Source organism: Amycolatopsis rhizosphaerae, assembly GCF_007713715.1.
GTDB classification, from domain to species: Bacteria; Actinomycetota; Actinomycetes; order Mycobacteriales; family Pseudonocardiaceae; genus Amycolatopsis_E; species Amycolatopsis_E rhizosphaerae.
On sequence record NZ_VJWX01000712.1, the window covers coordinates 1 to 2646 of the forward strand.

The window sequence follows — 2646 nt, forward strand, 5'->3', positions numbered from 1 at the left end:
GGGCCACCCTGGCCCGGCATCGCCGCTTCGCCGAAGTGTCCCCCGAAGTGGGGGTGCTGGACGAGGACGCGTTCGCCAAGGTGCTGCGGGAAGAACCGGACCTCGCCGTGACGATGCTGGTCGAGATGGGTTCGGCCACCGACGAACGGCTGCGGGCCGCGGCGCGGGCGCTGGCCCGGCGCATGATGCTCGACGTCGCGCGGCGGGGCGTGGCCCGCGGCCGGGGGATCGGCAGGCTGCGCAGGCTCCCCGCCCGGCACGGCGGGGAGCTGGATCTCGACGCTTCGCTGCCCGCGCTCCTCGAGGCGCGGGCAGCGGGGCGGCCGCCGCACCTTGACGACCTGATCGCGCGGGACTGGGCACGCCCGGAACTGGCGCTGTGCCTGGTGATCGACGCCAGCGGCTCGATGACCGGCGCCCGGCTGGCCGCCGCGGCGCTCACCGCGGCGGCCTGCGCCTGGCGCGCGCCCGCCGAGCACGCCATCGTGTCGTTCGCGCGCCGGGCCGACGTGCTCCGTCCACTGTGCTCGGTCCGGCCGCCCGGTGCCGTGGTGGACACGATCCTCGCGCTGCGCGGCCACGGGGTGACCGCACTGGCCACCGCGCTGCGCACGGCCCGGGAACAGCTCGCGCCCTCCCGGGCCGCCCGCAAGGCGGTGGTGCTGTTGTCGGACTGCCGCGCCACCGACGACGAAGACCCGGTGCCGGCCGCGCGCGCCTGCCCGGAACTGCTCATCCTGGCACCCGGCGACGATCACGACGAGGCCGCGCACCTGGCCTCGCGTGCCGGAGCGCGCTGGCTGCCACTGACCGGAGCGGCCGGGGCGCCGGCCGCGCTCGCCGCCCTGCTGGACGGCACCACAGGAAGGGACCATCCGTGACGACCGCTTCGTACGCCTCCGGCGTCTCCGACGTGCCGCTGCTGGGCGAGACCATCGGCGACAACTTCGACCGCGCCGCCTCCACCGACCCCGAGCGGGAGGCGCTGGTCGAGGTGGCCACCGGCCGCCGGTGGACCTACGGGCAGCTGAGGGCCGACGTCGACGCGCTGGCGCTCGGCCTCCTCGCCGCCGGGGTGGCCAAGGGCGACCGGGTGGGGATCTGGGCGCCCAACCGTGCCGAGTGGACACTGACCCAGTACGCCACGGCCAAGATCGGCGCGATCCTGGTGACGATCAATCCCGCCTACCGCACGCACGAACTGGAATACGTGCTCAACCAGGCCGGGATCTCGGTGCTGATTTCGGCACCGGCGTTCAAGAGCTCGGACTACCGCTCGATGATCGCCGAGGTGACCGGCCGGTGCGGACGGTTGTGCGAGGTGGTGATCCTCGGGGATCCGGCGTGGGACCGGCTGCTGGAGACCGGCCGTGAAGGCGATCCGGCGCTGCTGTCCCGCGCGCAGGCGGCGCTGTCCCCGGACGACCCCATCAACATCCAGTACACCTCGGGTACGACCGGCTTCCCGAAGGGTGCGACGCTGTCGCACCACAACATCCTCAACAACGGGTTCTTCGTCGGGGAACTGTGCCGTTACACCGTGGAGGACCGGGTCTGCCTTCCGGTGCCGTTCTACCACTGCTTCGGCATGGTGATGGGCAACCTCGCGTGCACCTCGCACGGCTGCACCATGGTCATCCCCGCCGAGGGCTTCGATCCGAAGGCGACACTCGAAGCCGTCGCCGCCGAACGCTGCACCTCGCTGTACGGCGTGCCGACCATGTTCATCGCCGAGCTCGCCGAGCCGGAGCTGGATTCCTCCGACCTTTCGTCGCTGCGCACCGGGATCATGGCGGGCTCGCCCTGCCCGGTCGAGGTGATGAAGCAGGTCGTGTCCCGGATGGGCATGGAAGAGGTCACCATCTGCTACGGCATGACCGAAACCTCGCCGGTGTCGCTGCAGACGCGCGTCGAGGATTCGCTCGAACTGCGGGTGTCGACCGTCGGGCGGGTGCATCCGCACCTGGAGGTCAAGATCGTCGACCCGGCGACCGGCCGGACCGTTCCGCGCGGCACGCCGGGCGAGCTGTGCACGCGGGGGTACTCGGTGATGCTGGGGTACTGGGAGGAGCCGGACAAGACCGCGGAGGTCATCGATGCGGCGCGGTGGATGCACACCGGGGATGTCGGCGTGATGGACTCCGAGGGCTACGTGACGATCACCGGGCGGATCAAGGACATGGTGATCCGCGGCGGCGAGAACATCTACCCTCGGGAGATCGAGGAATTCCTCTACACCCACCCCGACATCCTCGACGCGCAGGTGATCGGCGTGCCGGACGAGCGCTACGGCGAGGAACTGTGCGCCTGGGTCCGGCTGCGGCCCGGTGCGGCGGCGCTGACCGCCGAATCCGTCCGTGAGTTCGCGACGGGGAAGCTCGCGCACTACAAGATCCCGCGCTACGTGCTCGTCGTCGACGAGTTCCCGATGACCGTGACCGGGAAGGTGCGCAAGGTCGAAATGCGGGAGACTTCGCTGTCCCTGCTCGGCCTGGACTGAGGCAGGAGGGGCTGTGCGGGGGGCCAGTCGGCTGCGGCTGTGCGGCTGGGATGGGGCCGCGGTTGCCGTGAAGGGGCCCTTCACAGCAAATACGACCGTGAAGGGCCCCTTCACGGGACACAAGGGACCAGGCGAGGGGGCCGGTC

At 71.4% G+C, this 2646-nt stretch carries 2 protein-coding genes; both read left to right on the forward strand.

Going from position 1 to position 2646, the window contains the following annotated elements:
- Positions 1-881: VWA domain-containing protein (locus FNH05_RS35880; protein ID WP_246128144.1), on the forward strand; the 881-nt coding region annotated here is incomplete at its 5' end.
- Positions 878-2500: an AMP-binding protein gene (locus tag FNH05_RS35885; RefSeq protein WP_144593288.1), complete on the forward strand. Its 1623-nt coding sequence runs from the start codon at positions 878-880 to the stop codon at positions 2498-2500. The genes FNH05_RS35880 and FNH05_RS35885, both read left to right, overlap by 4 nt.
- Positions 2501-2646 lie beyond the last annotated feature (146 nt).